Here is a 13307-nt window from a genome sequence, read left to right on the forward strand (position 1 = left end):
CCGTGCCACGCCGCTCACCGAAGGTGGCGCAGGTCTTCCGGGGTGTCGATGTCGTACGCCTCTGCCACGTCGGCGCACTCGACGAGCGTGATGTCGTCGGCGTGCGCCGCCAGATAGCTCCGCGCGCCCCGGTCGCCCACGGCGCTCTCGGCGATCCGGGCCCACCGGTCCGCACCGAAGAGCACCGGATGCCCACGCCGCCCCCCGTACGCCGCCGCCACCAGCGAGGCACGGGAGCGGTACGCCGCCCGCACCCGCGCCACCGCCTCCGCGCCGATCCCCGGCTGGTCCACCAGCAGCACCAGCGCCGCGTCCACGGGGCCGGGCGGGGCGAGCGACGAGAGCCCCACGCGCAAGGAGGAGCCCATCCCCTCCTCCCAGTCCGGGTTGTCGCGCACCACGCACCCGGACAGATCCGCCTCCCGCCGCACCCGGTCCGCCGCCGCGCCCAGCACCACGTGCACGGGATCGCAGCCGCCCTCGCGCAGCACCCGCACCGCGTACTCGACGAGCGGTCTGCCGTGGTGCTCCAGCAGCGCCTTCGGCCGGCCGCCGAGACGTCGGCCACCGCCCGCCGCGAGCAACAATCCGGCGACGGCCGGTCCTTGGGGCGCGGACGAGGTCCGAGAAGACGGCATGAGGACTTCCTATCCCGAAAGCGGGCGAATACGCGGACGGCGCGGCTTCGGCGCTGCGCCGGACGGAGGCCGGCCGCGCGATCGTGCGACCGGCCCCGCGGTGCCGGTCGTCCGACGTGGAGAGCGGGGTGCCGCCTTGGACAAGGTGCACCGTCAACACCGAGGTTCGTCATGGGGGATCAAGAGTCGATGAGTGGCCGCGCACACCGGGGAACGGTCTTCCAGCCGCTGGGTGAGGACGATCCGAAGCATGTAGCCGGATACAGGATCGCCGCTCGCCTCGGCGCCGGCGGTATGGGCAAGGTGTACTTGTCGTACACGCCCGGAGGACGCGCGGTCGCCATCAAGGTGATCCGCCCGGACTTCGGCCAGGACGCCGAGTTCCGGCGCCGCTTCGCCCAGGAGGTCCAGGCCGCACAGCGCGTGCAGGGCCTGTTCACCGCACCCGTCATCGATGCCGACGCCGAGGCCGAACAGCCCTGGCTGGCCACGGCCTACGTGCCCGGTCCTTCCCTCGCCGACGCGGTGGCCCAGCACGGGAAACTGCCCGTCGAGACGGTGCTGTTGCTGGTCGCCGGCATCGCGGAGGCGCTGCAGATCATCCACGGCGCGGGCATCGTCCACCGCGACCTCAAGCCCGCCAACGTCCTCCTCGCCGCCGACGGCCCGCGCGTCATCGACTTCGGTATCGCCCGGGCCGCCGACGCCGCATCGCTGACCAGCAGCGGCGTCACCATCGGCACGCCCTCCTTCATGGCCCCCGAACAGGCGGCCGGCAGCCAGGTCACCCCGGCCACCGGCATCTTCGCCCTCGGTCAGATCGCGGCATACGCGGCGACCGGCAGGGCGGCGTTCGGCGAGGGCACCTCGCACGGCGTGCTCTACCGGATCGTGCACGAGGAGCCGGACCTCACCGAACTCCCCGAGCAGCTGCGCGAGCTGGTGACCCGTTGCATGGCCAAGAAGCCGGAGAGCCGGCCGTCGGTCGCCGAGATCCTGACCATCTGCCAGGCCGCCAACGGCGAGACCGTGCTGCGCCGCCCGGAGGAGTGGCTGCCGAGCGTCGTGGCCGCCGAGATCACGACCCGCAAGGCCGCGCCCTCCCCGCCGGCCACCCCTGCCGGCGGTCAGCCGCCCGTGGCGGCCCCGGCACCCGTGGCGGCCGCACCGACCCACGCGCCGACCGCGCACGCCGCGCCGCAGACCCCGCCGGCCGGCTTCGGGCCCGCGCCGCAGACCTACCAGCAGCCGCCGGTCCAGCCGCAGCAGCCCGCCGCACATCAGCAGCCGCCCACGCAGCCGACGTACGGCTACCCGCAGACGGCTCAGCCGGCCCCCGGCTACGGGTACCCGCAGACGGGGCCGCACCCGCAGCAGCACACCGGCCCGCAGCCGTACGGCACCGTCGCCACGCCCGTCCCCGCCGCCACGCCGCCCAAGAAGAAGAACAAGATCCGCAACCTCGCCGTCGCCGTCCTCGTCACCCTGGCCGTCGGCGGCGCGGCAGGAGCCGGCGCGTACCTGGCGCTCTCCGGCGACGACAAGGACAACAGCGACCAGAGCCAGAGCCAGAGCGAGAGCAAGGGCGGAGCGTCGGCGGACGGTACTCCCGAACAGCAGACCCCTTCGGGCGACACCCCCGCGCCGGATGCGGACGGCGACGATCTGGACACCGCACCGGGAGACACGGTGCCCGCGCCGGAGCCCAAGACGTACACCGGGCTCGACATCGTGGACAACTACCACATCTTCCTCGACCACGATCCGGTCAAGCCGCTCGACGACGACTCCAACCCGGACCTCGAGTACGAGGGCAGCATCAGCCGGATCGACACCGAGAACGCCAGGATGATCCTGCTGCGCACCGGCCAGACCGGAGACCTGGACACCTGCCGCAGCGACACGCGCTACACCAGGACCATCGACATGGGGCTGCTCTCCAAGGGCTCCCAGATCTGCGTCCTCACGGACTCCGGTCATGTCGGGCTCGTGACGTACCAGGGCAAGTCCTCGGAGAACGACGCCAGCCGGTTCATCACCGTCGACGTGACGGTGTGGCGCAACACGATGGACCCCGTTCCGTAGTCCTGAATTAGGTCCGCGAGGTGGCGCGGTGAGGGCCGGATGGCGTTAACTGGCCCGCACCCCGCGGGCGGTCGAACGCGTCCCCGGGGGAACCGAGGGACGTGCACAAGGACGTGCGAGGGGCTGGGCTTTGTTGCGGAGCGTGGGGCAGACGCGGGTGACGGGCAGAGGCAGTGGCGAGGATCCGAGGGCGGCGGAGCTGCGGGCCGCGGTCGCCAGGCTCCGGCGTGAACTCGCCGGGCATCCCGCCGATTTCGGCGACCGTGGCATCGCCGAGGACGAACTGGCCGTACTGGCGGCGATGGTGGCGGCCGGCGACCCGGAGGTCCCCCGGATGCGCCGCTCGCTGCTGCTGATCGCGGGTGCGATCGGGTCCGTCAGCGCACTGTCGCCCGCACTGATGCAGGTCCGCGCGGCCGTGGACCTCTTCGGCGAGGTCCCGCCGCAGCAGCGCGTCTGAGCCTGCGGTGTCGGTGCCCGGGTTTCCGGCGTCCGAGGCGCGCCCGTGAACGGCCGTTTGCGGCCGCACGACGGGTGCCCCCCACGGTCGGTGGGACGCCCCCGTCGTGCGGCCGAACAACGGATGCCCCGCCCGTCGGTGGGATGAACCCGTCCACGTCGGAGTCCACGGTCTGTGCGACCATGCGCACCTCGTACCGCTTCGTGCTCCGCACGGATCCGGTACGCCGTGTGTCGGCAGCGGTGTGGCGGGTTCACCGAGTGCGGCCGTGCGCCGCAGGGGCACACGGCCGCACTCGGTGACGTGGTCAGCGCCTGAAGCCGCGCTTCGCACTCTCCTTGCCGTCGCGCGCCCTGCCCCGCGTCTCCAGGGCCGCGCCCTTGGCGGCGGTGGTCTCCTTGCCCATGGCGTGGGCGGCCTTCCGCACCAACCTGCCGACAACCTGCTCGGCCTTGGCCTTGGCCTTCTCTCCGGCACTCATGTCGGTCCTTTCGTCGGCTGCATCCACCCGGCTGCCCGAGCCGCGGGAGCGGAAACCCATCGCGTCGCACGAGCCTGGGACGGCGTACGCCCCCGGCCGCGCCGGTCCCCGGCGCCGGTTTCCGGCCGGTGGGTTCAGCGTCTGATCAGCCTCCGCGCCGTTGCCGCGGCCACCGCCGCCGTGCGGGAGTCCACGCCCAACTTGGCGTAGGTGTGCACGAGATGGGACTTCACCGTCGCCTGGCTCAGAAACAGCCTCTTGCTGATCTGCAGGTTCGACAGGCCGTCGCCCACCAGTTGCAGTACCTCCAGCTCCCGCTTGGTCAGCGCCGCCGACGGCGTCCGCATACGGTCCATCAACCGGTGCGCCACCGCCGGGGCCAGCGCCGACCGGCCGGCCGCCGCCGTGCGGACTGCCGCGGCCAGCTCTTCCGGTGGCGCGTCCTTCAACAGATAGCCCGCTGCCCCCGCCTCCACCGCCGCGAGGATGTCCGCGTCCGTGTCGTACGTGGTGAGGATCAGCACCCGCGGACCGTTCGGCAGCGCGCTGATCGCCGCCGTCGCCTCCGATCCGTGCATGCCGGTGCCGAACTGGAGGTCCATCAGCACGACGTCGACGCCGCCCACGGCCACGCGCCGCACCGCAGCGTCCGCGGTCGCCGCCTCGTCGACCACCTCGAAGTCGGCCTCGGTGTCGAGGACGGCCCGCAGCCCCGCCCGTACGACGGGGTGGTCGTCGGCGAGCAGCAGCCGGACGGGGCCGCTCACGCGGCGCGCTCAGGGATCTGGGCGGGCAGCGGCAGGATCAGCGCGACGGCCGTTCCCTGGCCTGGCGCGGACTCGACGCTCAGCGTCCCGCCGAGCGAACTCGCACGCGAGCGCATCGCGCGCAGCCCGAAGCCGCCGTCCCCGCCGTCCTCGCCGTTCCCGCCGTCACCGCGGGGCGTCGCCTCGGGGTCGAACCCACGGCCGTCGTCGACGACGTCCAGCGACACGGAGGTGTCCATGTAGCTGAGCGTGATCTCCGTACGGGACGCGGCCGCGTGCCGCTCGGTGTTGGCGAGCGCCGACTGCGCCGTGCGCAGCAGCGCCACCTCGTACGGCGTCGGCAGTGCGACGGGAGTGCCGCTGACGCCGAACCGCACCGCCGGTCCGTGGGCGCCGGCGCACAGCCGGTCCAGCGCGCCGGCCAGCGAGCCGCGTTCGAGATCCGGCGGGGAGAGGGCCCGTACGAAGCGGCGGGCCTCGGCCAGGTTGTCCTGCGCGGCGCGCCGCGCCTGCCGGACATGCCGTGACGCCGGGGCGTCCTCGTCCAGCACGCGCTCGGCGGCGCGCAGCAGCAGCTGGATGCTGGACAGCCCCTGCGCGAGCGTGTCGTGGATCTCACGGGCGAGCCGTTCCCGTTCGGTCAGCGTTCCGGCCGTGCGTTCCGCGGCGGCGAGCTCGGCGCGGGTGGCGACCAGCTCCTCGATCAGCCGGCGGCGGCGCTCGCTCTCCCGGTACAGCGCCTGGTATCCCAGCACGGTCGCCACCGCGACGGCCGCGCCGAGCAGCGGTCCGATGAAGGTGCCCGGGGTCACGGCCTGCCCGTGCAGCAGGAAGCTCGCGATCGCGGCGGTGGCCGTCGCGGCCACGGCGGCCGGGCCCCACCGCACCGGCAGCAGATGCAGTTGAAGGAAGTACAGCGGGAAGGCCACCCACAGGGCCTCCGGGGACAGGACCAGCAGCGCCAGCCACGTCGCGCCGAGCGCCGCCAGCCACAGTGCGGCGGCGCGGGGCGAGCGGTGCACGGCGGGGGTGAGGACCCCGGCCGCGTACACCGCGGCGACGAGCGCGGCGGCGGCCACCACCGCGTACGCCTGCGGCGCGCCGCCGGTGACGGCCCGTACGGCAGCCAGTGCCAGCAGCCCGGCGAGCAGTGCGTGCAGGCACAGGCGCAGCACGCGCACGACGGGGGTGAGGGCCCGGGAGGAGGAGTCCATGGTCACTCCAGCGTAAGCAGGGCGCGGAGCGAGCGGCTCAACCAAAAGGTTGAGACGGATGCACACCGGCGCGCGATGCCCTGCCGCGCCGCGCGCACCAGGCTGGGAGCCATGTTCGTCGCATGGAGAGACCTTCGCTTCGCCAAGGGACGGTTCGCACTGATGGGCACGGTCGTCGTGCTGATCACCCTGCTGGTGGGCCTGCTGTCGGGGCTGACCGCCGGATTGGCCGGGGAGAACACCTCCGCCCTCACCGGCCTTCCCGCCGACCGCATCGTCTTCGCCGCGCCGCCGGGCGGTCGGCCGGTGTCGTTCGCGCACTCGGCCGTCACCGAGAGCCAGTGGCACGACTGGGCGGCGCGCCCCGGCGTCACGGCCGCGGCCCCGCTGGGCATCCGCACCCTCGACGCGACCGCCGGGGGGCGTACGGCCGCCGTCTCCGCGTTCGGCAGCGAGCCGTCGGCCGGGCTCGCGCCGCGTCCCGTGCGGCCCGGTGAGGTGGTGCTCTCCGAACCGGCCGCGGACGAGCTGGGGCTGCGGGCCGGTGACCGCGTCCGGCTCGGCACCCTGGACGCCGAGGTCGCAGCCGTCGAGGGAGACGCCTCGTACTCCCACACCCCCGTGGTGTGGACGGCGCTCGACGACTGGCAGCGCATCGCGCAGGGGCCGGCGGCGACCGTGATCGCGCTGACCACCACGGGCGGCGCCGACACCGCCGCGGCCGACGAGGCGATCGGTACGCAGACCCGCACCGTCGACGACGCCCTGGACGCCATCGGCTCCTACCGGGCGGAGAACGGCTCGCTGCAGCTGATGCGCGGCTTCCTGTTCGTGATCTCGGCGCTCGTCGTCGGCGCCTTCTTCACGGTGTGGACGATCCAGCGCAGCGGCGACGTCGCCGTGCTCAAAGCGCTCGGCGCCTCCACCCGCCATCTGCTGCGTGACGCGCTCGGGCAGGCCGTGGTGATGCTCGCCGCCGGCACCTTGCTCGGTACCGCACTCACGGCCGGCGCCGGGGCGCTGATCAGCGGCGCGGACGTGCCCTTCGTGCTCGACGCGCCCACCGTGCTGGTGCCCGCCGCCGTGATGATCGTCCTCGGCGCGGCCGGTGCCGCCCTGTCCATCCGGCGGATCACCGCCGTCGACCCCCTGACCGCACTCGGGAGCGCCCGATGACCCTGCTGCTCGACGGCATCACCCTCACCTACCCCGACGGCCGGGGCAGGCTCACCGCGCTCGACGGGGTCTCGCTCGACGTGCCGGCCGGCTCGCTGACCGCCGTCGTCGGACCTTCCGGCTCCGGCAAGTCCAGCCTGCTGGCGGTCGCCGCGACCCTGGTCACACCCGACAGCGGCCGGGTCGTCGTGGACGGCACCGACACGGCCGGGCTGACGGCGGCGGCCAGGGCCGAGCTGCGACGGGAGCGCATCGGCATCGTCTTCCAGCAGCCGAACCTGCTGCCCGCGCTGACGGCGGCCGAACAGCTCCAGGTCATGCCCCACATGTCCGGTCGCGCCGCGCGCACCGCACGCGGCCGGGCCCTGGAACTGCTCGATGCCGTGGGGCTCGTGGACGAGGCCGGCCGCAGACCGCACCAGCTCTCGGGCGGCCAGCGTCAACGGGTGAACATCGCCCGCGCGTTGATGAACGATCCGGCGGTGCTCCTCGTCGACGAGCCGACCAGCGCGCTCGACCATGAGCGGGGCGCGGCGGTCCTGGACCTGCTGGTGCGTCTGACCCGGGAGCGGGAGACGGCGACGGTGCTGGTGACGCACGACCGGGCACATCTGGAACGGACGGACGCGGTCGCGTCGATGCGGGACGGTGTGCTGGGGGTGCGGGTGGGGTGACGGTGACACCGCCCGGCCGTGTGCGGGTGCGCCTGCGGCGGGCCGTTTGCCCTCCCCGCTCCTTCCCGTAACCGGGGGCTCTGCCCCCGGACCCCCGTGCCTCGATCTCCCCCTACGGCCTTGCGGCCGTGGGAGGTGCCCCCGGCGAGGCTGGATTCCGCTGCGCGAAATCAGCCGGTCCGGGCGGTACCCGAACCGGGCTCCGCCCGGACCCGGTTCGGGAAGGGGCGGGTGGGGGGACAACCCCGCCGCAGGCGCCACGCGCCCCTGTCAGCCCTGACCGTTGGTGTTCGCCAGCGCCGCCGACAGATCGCGGGCGACCTCCTGGAGCAGCGGCACGATCTTCTCGGTCGCCGCCTCCGTCACCCGGCCCGCCGGACCGGAGATGGAGACCGCGGCGGCCGTGGGGGAGTCGGGGACGGAGACCGCCAGGCAGCGGACGCCGATCTCCTGCTCGTTGTCGTCCACCGCGTAGCCGGCCCGGCGGACCTGCTCGAGCGCGTCGAGGAAGCCTTCGGGCGTCGTGATCGTCTTCTCGGTCGCGGCCGGCATGCCCGTACGGGCCAGCAGCGCCCGCACCTCCTCCGCCGGAGTGTGCGCGAGAAGAGCCTTGCCCACCCCGGTGGAGTGCGGCAGCACCCGGCGGCCGACCTCGGTGAACATGCGCATCGAGTGCTTGGAGGGCACCTGCGCCACGTACACGATCTCGTCGCCGTCGAGGAGTGCCATGTTGGCGGTCTCGCCGGTCTCCTCGACGAGGCGGGCGAGATAGGGGCGCGCCCAGGTGCCGAGCAGGCGGGCCGAGGACTCGCCGAGGCGGATCAGGCGGGGGCCGAGTGCATAGCGGCGGTTGGGCTGCTGCCGTACGTATCCGCAGGCGACGAGGGTGCGCATCAGCCGGTGGATGGTGGGCAGCGGAAGACCGCTGCTGGCGGAAAGCTCGCTGAGACCGACCTCCCCACCGGCGTCGGCCATTCGTTCGAGCAGGTCGAAGGCGCGCTCAAGGGACTGCACACCGCCGCTGGCGGCGGGCTTGGCTGCGTCGGTGGCGCTGGCGCTGGACGTCGGCACGTCGGCGGTCCTTTCGGGCAGGCAGGGCAAGTCAGCAGCCTACCGGGCGCAGGTGTGGGGGGACATCGGCCGCCGAGGGGCGTACTGGCCGGTCAGGGGATGTTTGTCCGTGTGTCTGAGGTGTTGCGCGAGCCTGCATCCGGTTGAAGCGACCATCCTGAAATGGAATTGTACTTCCACTTTGTGGAAACATACAAGACTCACTGCCCGAATCGGGCGGGTCTTGACGGCCGTACGCCGGAGGGGAAGACTCCTTCAACAGTTCGTTGAATTTTCGCTGAGCAGTGGAAGTGAGGGGAGCGGGTGTCCGACGTGTCCGAGGTGGAAGTGGAACTGGTCCTGCGCTCGACGCGGGTGATCACCCCCGAGGGGACGCGTGCCGCGACGGTCGCCGTCGCCGGCGGGCGGATCACCGCGGTGGGGCCGTACGACGCCGACGTGCCGGCCGGCGCGCGGCTCGAGGACTTCGGGGACGACGTCGTCCTGCCCGGCCTCGTCGACACCCACGTCCATGTGAACGACCCCGGCCGCGCCGAGTGGGAGGGCTTCTGGACGGCCACCCGCGCGGCAGCCGCGGGAGGCATCACCACCCTGCTCGACATGCCGCTCAACTCGCTCCCGCCGACCACCACGGCCGACCACCTCGCCACCAAGCGGGACGTCGCCCGCAGCAAGGCGCACATCGACGTCGGCTTCTGGGGCGGCGCGATCCCGTCCAACGTCGAGGATCTGCGTCCGCTGCACGACGCGGGAGTCTTCGGCTTCAAGTGCTTCCTGTCGCCGTCCGGTGTCGAGGAGTTCCCCGAGCTCGACCAGGAGCAGCTCGCCCGCTCCATGGCGGAGATCTCCGGGTTCGGCGGACTGCTGATCGTGCACGCCGAGGACCCGCACCACCTGGCGGCCGCCCCGCAGCAGAGCGGCCCCAAGTACGCCGACTTCCTCGCGTCCCGGCCCCGGGACGCGGAGAACACCGCGATCGAGGGCCTGATCTCGCACGCCAAGCGGCTCGGCGCCCGCGTCCATGTCCTGCACCTGTCCTCCAGCGACGCCCTGCCGCTGATCGCCGCCGCCAAGCGGGACGGGGTCGCCGTCACCGTCGAGTCCTGCCCGCACTTCCTCACGCTCACCGCGGAGGAGGTCCCGGACGGCGCCACCGAGTTCAAGTGCTGCCCGCCCATCCGGGAGGCCGCCAACCAGGACGCGCTCTGGCAGGGCCTCGCCGACGGCACCATCGACTGCATCGTCTCCGACCACTCTCCCTGCACCACCGACCTCAAGACCCCGGACTTCGCATCCGCCTGGGGCGGCATCTCCTCGCTCCAGCTCGGCCTGCCCGCGATCTGGACCGAGGCCCGGGGGCGCGGCCACACCCTCGACGACGTCGTCCGCTGGATGGCGAAGGCCCCCGCGGACCTGGCGGGTCTGAGCGCCAAGGGCGCCATCGAGGCGGGCCGCGACGCCGACTTCGCGGTCCTCGCGCCCGACCAGACCTTCACCGTCGACCCCGCAGAGCTGTTCCACCGCAACCAGGTGACCGCGTACGCGGGCAGAACACTGTACGGAGTCGTCAGATCGACGTGGCTGCGCGGCGAGCGGATCATGGAGAACGGCAACCTGGCCGAGCCGATGGGCCGGCTGCTCGAAAGGAACAACTGAACCGTGTCTGCATCCTCCATCCCCTCCTTCACCGGTGACGCCAGCCCGTACGGCGGCGGCGATCCGTACGCCGACTACCGCACCGCCGGTCCGTCGGGGTTCCCCTTCGCCCGGTACACCGACCTCGCCGACCGCCGCCTCGGCGCCGGTGTGGTGGCCGCCAACGACGAGTTCTTCGCCGAGCGCGAGAACCTGCTGAAGCCCGAGCCCGCCGAGTTCGACCCCGAGCACTTCGGGCACAAGGGCAAGGTCATGGACGGCTGGGAGACCCGCCGCCGCCGCGGTGTGTCCGCCGAGCAGCCCCATCCCACCGCCGAGGACCACGACTGGGCGCTCGTACGCCTCGGCGCCCCCGGTGTCGTGCGCGGCATCGTCATCGACACCGCGCACTTCCGGGGCAACTACCCGCAGGCCGTGTCGGTCGAGGGCACGTCCGTCGCCGGCTCGCCCTCCCCGGAGGAGCTCCTCGGCGACGACGTGAAGTGGACGACGCTCGTCCCGCGCACCGCCGTCGGCGGCCACGCCGCCAACGGCTTCGCCGTCGATGTCGAGCAGCGCTTCACCCACCTGCGTGTCAACCAGCACCCCGACGGCGGCATCGCCCGCCTGCGGGTGTACGGCGAGGTCGTGCCCGACCCGACATGGCTGGCCGCCCTCGGCACCTTCGACCTCGTCGCCCTGGAGAACGGCGGCCAGGTCGAGGACGCCTCCGACCGCTTCTACTCGCCGGCCACCAACACCGTCCAGCCCGGCCGCTCCCGCAAGATGGACGACGGCTGGGAGACCCGCCGCCGCCGCGACAAGGGCAACGACTGGATCCGCTACCGGCTGGCCGGCCACTCGGAGATCCGCGCCGTCGAGATCGACACCGCGTACCTCAAGGGCAACAGCGCGGGCTGGGCGGCCCTGTCCGTACGGGACGGGGCGGAAGGCTCCGAGTGGCGCGAGGTCCTGCCACGCACCCGGCTGCAGCCCGACACCAACCACCGGTTCGTGCTGGACGCCCCGGCGGTCGGCACCCACGTGCGGATCGACATCTACCCCGACGGCGGCATCTCCCGGCTGCGACTGTTCGGCTCCCCGACCGAACAGGGCGCGGCCCGTCTCACCGCCCGCCACCAGGAGCTCGGCGGCTGACCAGCCGTCACGGACGGGGAGGTACGACACCCTCCCTCCCTGCGGGGCGCACCGGCCGACAGCAACGGTGCGCCCCGCACGCACGTCCCGGGGCGGCGTCCCGGACGTGCGGCTCTCAGGCCGCGTGCCCGCCGTCCACCGAGAACTCCGCACCCGTGACGTACGCCGCCTCGCCGCTCGAGAGATAGGCGACCATCGACGCGATCTCGTCCGGGGTGCCGAAGCGGCCCAGTGCCGTGTCCGCCTTCTGCGCATCCGCGTACGGGCCGTCCGCCGGGTTCATGTCCGTGTCGACCGGCCCCGGGTGGATGATGTTCGCCGTGATGCCCCGCTCGCCCAACTCCCGTGCCAGGGCCTTCGTCAGACCGATCAGCGCCGACTTGCTCATCGCGTAGAGCGTGCCGCCGGGGCCCGGCACGCGCCGGGTCATGCAGGTGCCGATCGTGATGATGCGCGAGCCGCTCCCCATCCGGGCGGCGGCCGCGCGGGACGTGAGGTACACGCCCCGGACGTTCACCCCCAGCACCCGGTCCACATCCACGACCGTGATGCTCTCCAGCGGGCCGAGTACGCCGACGCCCGCGTTGTTGACGAGGATGTCCAGCCCGCCGAGGACATCGGCCGTGCGGGCCACCGCCTCTGCGGCCTCGGCCGCGTCGGCCGCGTCGGCGCGCAGCGCCACCGCACGCCGGCCCGTCGCCTCGATCCGCCGGACCACGTCGTCCGCGGCGTCCTTCCCCGCCACATACGTGATCGCCACATCGGCGCCGCCGCGCGCCAGCCGCAGCGCGGTCGCCGCGCCGATCCCACGGCTGCCGCCGGTCACCAGAGCCACCTTGCCGTCCATCGAGCCTCCATCCGCCACGTCGTTGCGGCTTCCATCACACCGGGTCCGGCGCCCCGGTTCCGGCGGTGATCGGACATCGCGCTCGGCACACCGATGAGTTCGAGGGCCGGGCGCGGTCAGAGCTGTGACACTCATCGGAACCCGATGAAACGCGATGAAACACGATGAAAGGCAACCGAACCATGGCGAAGCTCAGCCTCACCCAGTTCCTCACCCTTGACGGCGTCTACCAGGCCCCCGGCGGCCCCGATGAGGACACCACCGGCGGATTCCAGCACGGCGGCTGGTCCGTGCCCTACGGGGACGAGGACTTCGGCCGGTTCATCGACGAGGTCTTCGGCAAGGTCGGTGCCTTCCTCCTCGGCCGCCGCACCTACGAGATCTTCGCGGGCTACTGGCCCCGGCAGACCGACCCCGACAACCCGGTCGCGTCCAAGCTCAACTCCCTGCCCAAGTACGTCGCCTCGACCACCCTGGAGTCGGCCGACTGGGAGAACACCACCGTCATCGGCGGCGACCTCGTCAAGGAGGTCACCGCACTCAAGGAGCGTACCGACGGCGAGCTCCAGATGCACGGCAGCGGCAAACTCGCGCGGACCCTGATGGCGCACGACCTGATCGACACGCTGCACCTGGTCGTCTTCCCCGTCGTGCTCGGCACGGGCATGCGCCTCTTCCCGGAGGGCGCGACACCCACCGCGTTCACGCACGTCGAGGCGCGCACCACCGGCAGCGGTGCGGCGATCCACACGTACGAGCTGGCGGGCCGGCCGACGTACGGCAGCTACTGAGAGAAGCCGCGCCCGTCCCCCCGGTGCTGCGGGCCCTGCGGGCGCTGCGGGCCGGGGGGCGGGATTCGCGCCGAAGGACACGCCCCGGCGGAGGTCGTCGCGGCGGTGCGCAAGGTGGCCGCGGGTGATCCGGTGCTCTCCCCGGCGGTCACCCGCCGGGGATGCGCATATGGCGGGCAGCGGTTCGCACCGGGCAGCGGTTCGCACCGGGCAGTGGTTCGGGCGCCGGGCAGCGGTTCGCACCGGGCAGCGGTTCGGGCGCCGGGCAGCGGTTCGCACCGGGAGAGCGGCCGCGTCCGGCCGTCTCGCC

General features: G+C 73.0%; 13 protein-coding genes and 1 pseudogene. 8 read left to right on the forward strand and 6 right to left on the reverse strand.

The features are described from left to right. Window positions 1–14: 14 nt before the first annotated feature. Complete coding sequence (locus AB0903_RS07155; RefSeq protein WP_366699807.1) at window positions 15–638, reverse strand: nucleotidyltransferase family protein; 624 nt, start codon at window positions 636–638, stop codon at window positions 15–17. Window positions 639–827: 189 nt separating this feature from the next. Here AB0903_RS07155 and AB0903_RS07160 point away from each other — a divergent pair, with 189 nt between their 5' ends. Both AB0903_RS07160 and AB0903_RS07165 read left to right on the forward strand, forming a co-directional pair. Beyond that, entirely contained in the window at window positions 828–2723 is a 1896-nt protein-coding gene (locus AB0903_RS07160) for a serine/threonine-protein kinase (protein WP_366699809.1), read from the forward strand. Window positions 2724–2856: 133 nt separating this feature from the next. After that, entirely contained in the window at window positions 2857–3183 is a 327-nt protein-coding gene (locus tag AB0903_RS07165; RefSeq protein WP_366699909.1) for a DUF5955 family protein, read from the forward strand. A 307-nt stretch (window positions 3184–3490) separates the two neighbouring features. Here AB0903_RS07165 and AB0903_RS07170 read toward each other — a convergent pair whose 3' ends face one another. The 3 genes from AB0903_RS07170 to AB0903_RS07180 all read right to left on the reverse strand — a co-directional run bounded on the left by AB0903_RS07170 (window position 3491) and on the right by AB0903_RS07180 (window position 5645). Next, window positions 3491–3664, reverse strand: a complete 174-nt coding sequence (locus tag AB0903_RS07170; protein WP_366699811.1) for a hypothetical protein — start codon at window positions 3662–3664, stop codon at window positions 3491–3493. 134 nt (window positions 3665–3798) lie between these two features. Continuing rightward, window positions 3799–4431: a response regulator transcription factor gene (locus AB0903_RS07175; RefSeq protein ID WP_366699813.1), complete on the reverse strand. Its 633-nt coding sequence runs from the start codon at window positions 4429–4431 to the stop codon at window positions 3799–3801. After that, window positions 4428–5645 carry a sensor histidine kinase gene (locus AB0903_RS07180; RefSeq protein ID WP_366699815.1) on the reverse strand — a complete coding sequence of 406 codons (1218 nt, stop codon included), beginning with the start codon at window positions 5643–5645 and terminating at the stop codon, window positions 4428–4430. The genes AB0903_RS07175 and AB0903_RS07180 overlap by 4 nt, the downstream gene beginning before the upstream one ends. Window positions 5646–5756: 111 nt before the next feature. Between AB0903_RS07180 and AB0903_RS07185 the strand changes: the two genes are divergently transcribed. After that, window positions 5757–6821, forward strand: a complete 1065-nt coding sequence (locus AB0903_RS07185; protein ID WP_366699817.1) for an FtsX-like permease family protein — start codon at window positions 5757–5759, stop codon at window positions 6819–6821. Further along, window positions 6818–7495, forward strand: a complete 678-nt coding sequence (locus AB0903_RS07190) for an ABC transporter ATP-binding protein (RefSeq protein WP_366699819.1) — start codon at window positions 6818–6820, stop codon at window positions 7493–7495. Before AB0903_RS07185 ends, AB0903_RS07190 begins: the two co-directional genes overlap by 4 nt. Before the next feature lie 270 nt (window positions 7496–7765). On the opposite strand, the gene AB0903_RS07195 is transcribed toward AB0903_RS07190, so the two are convergent. Next, entirely contained in the window at window positions 7766–8566 is an 801-nt protein-coding gene (locus AB0903_RS07195) for an IclR family transcriptional regulator (protein WP_366699821.1), read from the reverse strand. Window positions 8567–8878: 312 nt separating this feature from the next. Between AB0903_RS07195 and allB the strand changes: the two genes are divergently transcribed. Beyond that, a complete protein-coding gene (gene allB / locus AB0903_RS07200) occupies window positions 8879–10222 on the forward strand; it encodes an allantoinase AllB (RefSeq protein WP_366699911.1) in 1344 nt (447 codons plus the stop codon). A 3-nt stretch (window positions 10223–10225) separates the two neighbouring features. Next, window positions 10226–11359, forward strand: coding sequence for an allantoicase (gene alc, locus AB0903_RS07205; RefSeq protein WP_366699823.1), 1134 nt, complete (start codon window positions 10226–10228; stop codon window positions 11357–11359). 115 nt (window positions 11360–11474) lie between these two features. Here alc and AB0903_RS07210 read toward each other — a convergent pair whose 3' ends face one another. Further along, window positions 11475–12206 (reverse strand): SDR family oxidoreductase, encoded by a 732-nt coding sequence (locus AB0903_RS07210; RefSeq protein ID WP_366699825.1) that lies wholly within the window; start codon window positions 12204–12206, stop codon window positions 11475–11477. Window positions 12207–12388: 182 nt separating this feature from the next. Here AB0903_RS07210 and AB0903_RS07215 point away from each other — a divergent pair, with 182 nt between their 5' ends. After that, window positions 12389–12997: a dihydrofolate reductase family protein gene (locus tag AB0903_RS07215; protein ID WP_366699827.1), complete on the forward strand. Its 609-nt coding sequence runs from the start codon at window positions 12389–12391 to the stop codon at window positions 12995–12997. Between the two features lie 29 nt (window positions 12998–13026). Continuing rightward, window positions 13027–13156 (forward strand): annotated as a pseudogene (locus AB0903_RS07220) (DNA-binding response regulator); the annotation flags it as partial. Between the last annotated feature and the right edge of the window lie 151 nt (window positions 13157–13307).

It is taken from the genome of Streptomyces sp. NPDC048389 (genome assembly GCF_040706335.1).
Classification (GTDB): Bacteria; Actinomycetota; Actinomycetes; order Streptomycetales; family Streptomycetaceae; genus Streptomyces.

Bases quoted from the DNA above. Each gene is read 5' to 3' on its own strand.
- AB0903_RS07190 (WP_366699819.1), top strand. From the start codon at position 6,818: ATGACCCTGCTGCTCGACGGCATCACCCTCACCTACCCCGACGGCCGG.
- AB0903_RS07155 (WP_366699807.1), bottom strand. From the start codon at position 638: ATGCCGTCTTCTCGGACCTCGTCCGCGCCCCAAGGACCGGCCGTCGCC.
- AB0903_RS07160 (WP_366699809.1), top strand. From the start codon at position 828: ATGAGTGGCCGCGCACACCGGGGAACGGTCTTCCAGCCGCTGGGTGAG.
- AB0903_RS07170 (WP_366699811.1), bottom strand. From the start codon at position 3,664: ATGAGTGCCGGAGAGAAGGCCAAGGCCAAGGCCGAGCAGGTTGTCGGC.
- AB0903_RS07215 (WP_366699827.1), top strand. From the start codon at position 12,389: ATGGCGAAGCTCAGCCTCACCCAGTTCCTCACCCTTGACGGCGTCTAC.
- AB0903_RS07185 (WP_366699817.1), top strand. From the start codon at position 5,757: ATGTTCGTCGCATGGAGAGACCTTCGCTTCGCCAAGGGACGGTTCGCA.
- AB0903_RS07210 (WP_366699825.1), bottom strand. From the start codon at position 12,206: ATGGACGGCAAGGTGGCTCTGGTGACCGGCGGCAGCCGTGGGATCGGC.
- AB0903_RS07180 (WP_366699815.1), bottom strand. From the start codon at position 5,645: ATGGACTCCTCCTCCCGGGCCCTCACCCCCGTCGTGCGCGTGCTGCGC.